Raw genomic sequence first — 7,709 nt, 5'->3', positions numbered from 1 at the left:
TTTTTTATGATTTCTTCCTGAAGCTGAGATTTTAAGCTCAGTTCGGCAAACATCTGTTTAAGCTTGCGGTTTTCAGCCTCCAACTCCTTTAAGCGTTTGATATCCGAAGTTTCCATTCCGCCGTATTTTTCCCGCCATTTATAAAAAGTGGAGTTGCCCATACCATATTTACGGCACAGCTCTTTAACCGAAATACCCGCTTCAGCTTCTTTTAAAATAGCTACGATTTGATGTTCAGTCATTTTTTTCATAATTAAATCCCCTTTTCTTTTACCATAGAGAATTTTCTACTTTTTTGCTGTACTATTTTAGGGGATAGTTACAACATATAGATTACATCAAACCCGGCAGGCCATATCAAAATGGCTTTATTGAACGATTTAACCGTTCGTACCGTACAGAGGTATTGGATTTATATCTCTTTGACAATCTGGAACAGGTAAGGAAGGTAAGCGAAGAATGGTTAACGATTTATAACACCAAAGACCGTATGAGGCATTAAATAACATGACACCGATTGAGTATAAAACAACAGGCAGCTTAATTTTCTACGTGAGTTGTGTACTAAGTTTGGGTATTTACAAAATAATTGCTATTTAATCAAACGTAAATAGCAATTAATGTTATGTAGAATAATGATTGGAGCTTAAATTTAAAATAGCTTAACCGCCATTAAAAACACTAGTAAAACGTGATAAAAATGATTTTTGTTCTTGTTTTGGCATGTTCTCAATATTGGCTTGAATTAACTGATCGACTTTTTGTGTTTCGTTAACTAAACCTAACTGGTTATAAGCATTGCGCATTAACAGCAATGCCTCTTTAGTTGAATCGGTATCAGGAAACATCGATAGCATGTCAGTGACACGGTTAATTACCGCTACATAGGCACCACGTTTAGTATAAAACTGAGCTATTTTTAACTGATAGCGCGCTAACCTGTTTTTCAAAAATACAAGGCGTTTTTGCGCATCGGCTGCATATTGACTGCTTGGAAAGCTTGATACTAAATAAGTAAAGTCTTTAAATGCAGCGGCTGCATAATCAGCATCGCGGTCTGAACGATCAACGTTAAACCAACCTTGGATCATGTTATCGTCTTGCGCCATGTTTGAGATACCACGCATATAAATAACCCAATCAATATTTTGATGTGTTGGATTCAACTTTAAAAAACGGTCAATTGATGCAATTGCTAATGGTAAATCGGCTGACTTATAATAGGCATAAATTAAATCAAGTTGCACTTGTTGTGAATAAGGACCAAATGGATAGTTCTTGTCCATAGCCTCTAATACAGTAATGCTAGATTTAATATTGCCATTTTCAAGATCTGATTTTGCTTTATTATAAAGCTCTATTTCCGGTACATTTTCAACATCGGGTTTGGAAGACGTACAGCCAATTAGCAAGCCACTTAAAACAATTGCTAACAAAGAGTGTAAACGTAATTTCATTCAGTTTTCAATCCAAATATAATTAAACATTAAAGGCGATGATTGGTATATAATACTCTAAAACATAACAGCTTAAAATAGATAAATTACACATGCATAAGTTAAAATTATCAACCGAAATTGAACAAGGCCAATTAGGAATGCGTTTAGATCAAGCTTTATCAGTGCTTTTTCCTGATTATTCACGCTCAAGAATAAAAGATTGGATTGTTAATAATAAAGTCATTGTTAATGATGTTATTGTCAACAAACCTAAAGAAAGAGTATTAGGTGGTGAAAAAATAACAATCAATGCTGAAATAGAAGAAGAAACTTATCACCAACCGGAAGATATAAAACTCGACATTGTTTATGAAGACGACGATATTCTTGTTATCAATAAACCGCGTGACCTTGTTGTACATCCTGGCGCAGGCAATCCTGATGGCACAGTATTAAATGCTTTATTACATTATTATCCCGACATCGCTCGTGTGCCGCGGGCAGGCATTGTTCATCGACTTGATAAAGACACCACAGGCCTAATGGTTGTTGCTAAAACCATTAACGCTCAGACACATTTAGTTGATGCGCTTCAACATCGTGAAATCACACGTGAATATGAAGCTGTTGCTATGGGCATTATCACTGCCGGAGGCACGGTTGATCAACCTATTACCCGTCATCCAACCAAACGCACTCATATGGCGGTATTTCCAACAGGAAAACCTGCTGTAACACATTACAGAGTGATGGAAAAGTACCGCCTACACACTCGCTTGCGCTTGCGCTTAGAAACAGGGCGAACTCACCAAATTCGTGTACATATGGCGCATATTGCTCACCCATTAATTGGCGATCCACTCTATGGCGGACGCCCAAGACCTCCTAAAGGTGCAAGCGAATCGTTTATTCAAACCTTACGCGATTTTGATCGCCAAGCATTGCATGCCACCATGTTACGTTTGTATCACCCTATTACAGGCGAACTTATGCAATGGAACGCACCAATACCGCAAGATATGCAAACGCTAATTCAAGCCTTGCAAGAAGATACCGAACAACACAAAGACGAACTAGATTGGTAACCAACATGATAAAATCGATTTACCCATATTGGACAGCTCCGAAGAACGTCCATGCCTTGACCACAACACGAATAGGCGGTGTTAGCATGGCACCATTTACAAGCTTAAATATGGGAAGTCGAATAGGCGATAATTTAATGCATGTAGCCCAAAATCGCCAACGTGTTATACAGGCAGAACAAATACCAAGTGAACCTTATTGGTTAACACAAACCCATAGCACCATAGTGTTAGACATATCACAAAATCCTTTAAAAACGGCAACAGGTAACATTCCTAACCAAACGGCAGAAGCCGACGGATCGTATACTAATCAACCCAAACAAGTGAGCGTTGTACTTACAGCCGATTGCCTGCCTGTCTTATTTTGTACAACCGAAGGTGACGAAGTTGCGGCAGCGCATGCAGGATGGCGAGGATTATGTAACGGAATATTGGAAGAAACCGTCAAAAAATTTGCCTCGTCACCGTCAAATATCATTGCATGGCTTGGGCCAGCAATCAGTGCCAAAAAGTTCGAAGTTGGTATTGAAGTTAAGGAACAATTTGAAAACATTGACCGCAACGCAAAAACTGCCTTTAAATTAATTAACCCTATAGAACAAAAATACCTAGCCGATCTTTACTTAATTGCGAAACAACGCTTACAAGCAATGGGGATAACTAAGATTTTTGGCGGTGATTTTTGTACTTATACCGAACAAGACACGTTTTTTTCATACCGTCGAGAAAATAAGACCGGTAGAATGGCATCAATGATTTGGTTCGAATAAAAATTAATTTTGTTAATCTTACCTATTAAGTATTAACGATATTTTTTGTTTTTTAAAGTATTGGATTTTTATTCTATATTGGCAAACTTATGGCTTTGCACACTCAAAAACCATTTATTATCCAGTCGATTTTGGTTGATTTTTCCTAACAACTTTATCGTTTCAAACATATTAAACACACCATCTTTTTCACAAGGCGATAGATAATAGTGTTTGGCTTGAATATGAGTTTCGATATATTGGCAAAAATCGATAAAATCGGGGTGATTTTCGGCAACAATGCGCACCTCGTTGGCGGTGGATTGAGCTATTTTTTTGTAGCGTGATTGGTAGCAAAATTTAGGGCTTAGCGCAATATAATCAATAAGCGGATCGACTTTACCAAGTCCGTTGCTTTCAATGGCGATAAAATAGCCCGCTTTTTTAAGTGGTAAAAGCAATTCAGGTAACGCTTTAACCATTGTTGGTTCGCCACCAGTAATAATAATATTTTTGCTTTTATATTTGCTCACTTTAGTCATTAAATCATTTAACGTGAATCGAGTAAATTTGCGAAAATTGGTGTCGCACCAAGTGCAATTTAAATTGCATCCAGCAAAACGGATAAAAACCGCAGGCATGCCTGTATTATAACCCTCGCCCTGTAAAGATTCGAAGATTTCAACAATACGAAAATCGACCATATTAACTCCGACGATATTCGCAATAAGAGGTGGGCGTTTCCCATAATTTGATCATCGAAACAGGCAAATATTGCGACAGATGATCGAAAATAAACTGGCTCATCCCCTCGGCCGTTGTTCGGCATGGAAAGGCAAAGATTTTGCGATCCATTTCTTGCAATAACGACGCAATACGGCACTCATTAGGGTTATTTTGATTGTAAAGGTAAGCATGATCGAGTCGATCGACAATATGCTGTTTAACGATTTGCTTTAAATCGGCATAATCCATGACCATATCTTGGCTTGAACCGCTATCAATAAGATCACCACTGACTTCGACTAATAAACGGTAAGTATGACCGTGCAAATTGTGACATTTCTTATTATGCCCATCTAACATATGACAAGCATCAAATTGAAATTCTTTGGCTATTTTGAACATGTTGTATTCCTAGTTTTTTTACGTGGGATGGGTTACGAACCACGGTTAGCGAACCTAACAAAATAAAAGGCGGCTACTATAATTGATAAACAGCAATTTGTCATCTTTGATATGCTATTGAGTGTGATATCGGTTGGTAACGGTTTGTATTACGGCTCTTTATTTTGGCTATTTTAAGCTTAAACTAGCTAGGATCGTGCTGTACAAAATTTGTAAAAATATTCTTAGCTAGCTCTTGAAAATTACGCTTCCACACTCATTTATTGATCAATGCAATGGTTTACATGAATTAAACATGCAAACCAAATCTATTGCTCAGGAGATAAACTATGAGGTTAGATAAACTTACTAACAAATTTCAACAAGCTTTAGCTGATGCGCAATCGCTAGCATTAGGTAAAGACAATCAATATATCGAGCCTGTACATGTCTTATCAGCCATGCTTAATCAAGAAGGCAGCAGCGTTGCGCCGTTATTGAATGCAGCAGGTGCTAATATGGCTGTTTTACAGCAAGAATTAACGCAAGCGATTGACCGACTTCCACAAGTTCAAGGTGTCGGGGGCGAAGTGTTGCCATCACAAGAATTTATTCGGGTCTTGAATTTGTGCGACAAATTATCGCAAAAAAATGGCGATAGCTATATCTCGTCAGAACTCTTTATACTCGCCGCTTTAGAAGACAAAGGTAGTTTAGGTGATATTCTTAAAAGATCAGGCGTTAATAAAGACAAATTTAGCCAAGCAGTCAATCAAGTAAGAGGGAGCGATAACGTGAACGATCCTAATGCAGAAGATCAACGTGGTGCACTTAAAAAATACACCATTGATTTAACTCAGCGTGCAGAGCAAGGTAAGTTAGATCCTGTTATTGGCCGTGATGAAGAAATTCGTCGAACTATTCAGGTATTACAACGTCGTACTAAAAATAACCCAGTATTGATTGGTGAACCGGGTGTGGGTAAAACCGCTATCGTTGAGGGGCTTGCGCAACGTATTGTTAACCGTGAAGTGCCTGAGGGATTGCGTAATAAACGCGTTTTATCATTAGATATGGGCGCATTAATTGCGGGCGCAAAATACCGCGGGGAATTTGAAGAACGTTTAAAAGCGGTGCTTAAAGACTTAGCCAAAGAAGAAGGGCGTATTATCCTATTTATTGACGAAATCCATACCATGGTTGGCGCAGGTAAAAGCGATGGTGCAATGGATGCCGGTAATATGTTAAAACCGGCATTGGCGCGTGGTGAATTACATTGCGTTGGGGCAACCACACTTGATGAATATCGTCAATATATTGAAAAAGATCCGGCGTTAGAGCGTCGTTTCCAAAAGGTTTATGTTGCCGAACCAACAGCTGAAGATACTATCGCTATTTTACGCGGATTAAAAGAACGTTATGAACTGCATCACCATGTGCAAATAACCGATCCGGCAATTGTGGCGGCAGCGACTTTATCGCATCGTTATATTTCTGATCGTATGTTACCTGACAAAGCGATTGATTTAATTGACGAAGCCGCATCAAGTATTCGTATGCAAATGGATTCAAAACCAGAATCTTTAGATCGCCTTGAAAGGCGCATAATTCAACTTAAACTTGAACAACAAGCGCTTAAAAAAGAATCTGATGATGCGAGTAAAAAACGACTTGAAATGTTAAATGATGAACTTTCTGAAAAAGAAAAGGAATATGCTTCACTTGAAGAAGAGTGGAAGTCAGAAAAGGCAGCTGTTTCGGGTACTCAAAACATCAAAGCAGAACTAGAAAAGGCACGTACTGAAATAGAGCAAGCTCGCCGAGCTGGCGACTTGAATAAAATGTCAGAATTACAATATGGCAAAATTCCAGAGCTTGAAAAGAAACTTGCTTCAGCAACGCAGTTAGAAGGCAAAACCATGAAGTTATTGCGTAACAAAGTGACCGATAACGAAATTGCAGAAGTATTATCTAAAGCGACAGGTATTCCAGTTTCTAGAATGCTTGAGAGTGAAAAAGATAAGCTATTGCACATGGAAGATGCTTTACATAAACGTGTTATTGGGCAACAAGAAGCCGTTATTGCTGTTGCTAATGCGATTCGACGTAGTCGTGCAGGACTATCAGATCCGAACAAACCGATTGGATCATTCCTATTTTTAGGGCCAACTGGTGTCGGTAAAACCGAACTATGCAAATCGCTTGCTAACTTTATGTTTGACAGCGAAGACGCTATGGTGCGTATCGATATGTCGGAATTTATGGAAAAACACTCCGTTGCTCGCCTAATCGGTGCGCCTCCAGGTTATGTTGGATATGAAGAAGGGGGGTATTTGACCGAAGCAGTTAGACGACGACCATACTCAGTAATTTTACTTGATGAAGTCGAAAAAGCACACCCAGATGTCTTTAATATCTTACTACAAGTATTAGATGACGGACGGTTAACCGACGGGCAAGGTCGCACGGTTGATTTTCGTAATACGGTCATCATCATGACATCAAACTTAGGTTCTGACCTAATTCAAGGTCAAGTTGAACTAAGTTATGATGAAATGAAAGCACTAGTTATGACGGTTGTAACCAAACACTTTAGACCAGAATTTATCAATCGTATTGACGAAACAGTGGTATTCCACCCATTAGGTCAAGAAAACATCAAAGCGATTGCCAAAATTCAATTAGCACACGTTGAAAAACGTTTAGATGAACGAGGTTACCAAATGGATATTTCAGATGCAGCTTTAGAACATCTTGCCAAAGTGGGCTTTGACCCAATTTATGGCGCAAGACCACTAAAACGAGCAATACAACAAGAGATCGAAAATCCATTAGCACAACAAATATTGTCAGGCAAATTAGTTCCAGGTAAAACCATTGAGCTAGATTTAGTTGGCGACAATATCGAAGCAAAACAGCAATAACACGCCAAACAAAAAACAAACCGACCTAAATGGTCGGTTTCAGATTGATGAAAAAGATCTCACTTTTTGGTGAGTTCTTTGATCTAATAGAGAGGAGTCCATTATAAAAGGAATTCTTCTATGCTAAAAAAACAACTCCAGCGACACCAGAAAAATAGAGAAAATCTCGCTAGATGCGCTTGTTCCTCAAAATTATCTTGTTCGTAAAATAGCTAAAGTCATTGATTTTGAATTTAATTTATAATAGTCTTCACTTAATCTGACATTTGAGTTATTTTATAACACAAAAAGGAGAGTCATAAATGAATTAAACTGCCAAAATTATTAAACCTAAATTAGGACTACTAGAATTAGCTAAGCAACTTGGTAACGTTCAACAAGCTTGCAAAGTCATGGGATACA

Annotated in this window: 7 protein-coding genes, 1 pseudogene and 1 riboswitch; of the genes and pseudogenes, 4 read left to right on the top strand and 4 right to left on the bottom strand. The window is 38.3% G+C overall.

Annotated elements, in window-relative coordinates; all coding sequences use genetic code 11:
* A partial coding sequence (locus GA0061080_RS10445; protein WP_141683140.1) for a transposase occupies nt 1-251 on the bottom strand: 251 nt, incomplete at its 3' end.
* Nucleotides 252-328: 77 nt separating this feature from the next.
* Between GA0061080_RS10445 and GA0061080_RS12945 the strand changes: the two are divergent.
* Nucleotides 329-600: pseudogene (locus GA0061080_RS12945) on the top strand (integrase core domain-containing protein); the annotation flags it as partial.
* 62 nt (nt 601-662) lie between these two features.
* Here GA0061080_RS12945 and bamD read toward each other — a convergent pair.
* Nucleotides 663-1,457 carry an outer membrane protein assembly factor BamD gene (gene bamD / locus GA0061080_RS10435; protein WP_091125257.1) on the bottom strand — a complete coding sequence of 265 codons (795 nt, stop codon included), beginning with the start codon at nt 1,455-1,457 and terminating at the stop codon, nt 663-665.
* A 92-nt stretch (nt 1,458-1,549) separates the two neighbouring features.
* On the opposite strand from bamD, the gene rluD reads away from it, so the two are divergent.
* Nucleotides 1,550-2,524, top strand: coding sequence for a 23S rRNA pseudouridine(1911/1915/1917) synthase RluD (gene rluD, locus GA0061080_RS10430; RefSeq protein WP_091125254.1), 975 nt, complete (start codon nt 1,550-1,552; stop codon nt 2,522-2,524).
* 5 nt (nt 2,525-2,529) lie between these two features.
* Entirely contained in the window at nt 2,530-3,297 is a 768-nt protein-coding gene (pgeF, locus tag GA0061080_RS10425) for a peptidoglycan editing factor PgeF (RefSeq protein ID WP_091125251.1), read from the top strand.
* 68 nt (nt 3,298-3,365) lie between these two features.
* Here pgeF and GA0061080_RS10420 read toward each other — a convergent pair whose 3' ends face one another.
* Both GA0061080_RS10420 and queD read right to left on the bottom strand, forming a co-directional pair.
* Nucleotides 3,366-3,980, bottom strand: a complete 615-nt coding sequence (locus tag GA0061080_RS10420) for a 7-carboxy-7-deazaguanine synthase QueE (RefSeq protein ID WP_091125248.1) — start codon at nt 3,978-3,980, stop codon at nt 3,366-3,368.
* A gap of 1 nt (nt 3,981) precedes the next feature.
* A complete protein-coding gene (queD, locus tag GA0061080_RS10415; RefSeq protein ID WP_091125244.1) occupies nt 3,982-4,404 on the bottom strand; it encodes a 6-carboxytetrahydropterin synthase QueD in 423 nt (140 codons plus the stop codon).
* 3 nt (nt 4,405-4,407) lie between these two features.
* Nucleotides 4,408-4,453: riboswitch (PreQ1 riboswitch) on the bottom strand.
* 280 nt (nt 4,454-4,733) lie between these two features.
* Here queD and clpB point away from each other — a divergent pair.
* A complete protein-coding gene (clpB, locus tag GA0061080_RS10410; protein ID WP_091125240.1) occupies nt 4,734-7,307 on the top strand; it encodes an ATP-dependent chaperone ClpB in 2,574 nt (857 codons plus the stop codon).
* Nucleotides 7,308-7,709: the final 402 nt, after the last annotated feature.

Source organism: Gilliamella intestini, from assembly GCF_900094935.1.
Lineage (GTDB): Bacteria > Pseudomonadota > Gammaproteobacteria > Enterobacterales > Orbaceae > Gilliamella > Gilliamella intestini.
The sequence above is the reverse complement of the archived record's forward strand: the minus strand, read 5'-3'. Positions and strand labels throughout refer to the sequence as shown.

Coding starts and splice junctions, on each gene's coding strand:
- bamD (WP_091125257.1), bottom strand. CDS start 1,457: ATGAAATTACGTTTACACTCTTTGTTAGCAATTGTTTTAAGTGGCTTG.
- rluD (WP_091125254.1), top strand. CDS start 1,550: ATGCATAAGTTAAAATTATCAACCGAAATTGAACAAGGCCAATTAGGA.
- pgeF (WP_091125251.1), top strand. CDS start 2,530: ATGATAAAATCGATTTACCCATATTGGACAGCTCCGAAGAACGTCCAT.
- GA0061080_RS10420 (WP_091125248.1), bottom strand. CDS start 3,980: ATGGTCGATTTTCGTATTGTTGAAATCTTCGAATCTTTACAGGGCGAG.
- queD (WP_091125244.1), bottom strand. CDS start 4,404: ATGTTCAAAATAGCCAAAGAATTTCAATTTGATGCTTGTCATATGTTA.
- clpB (WP_091125240.1), top strand. CDS start 4,734: ATGAGGTTAGATAAACTTACTAACAAATTTCAACAAGCTTTAGCTGAT.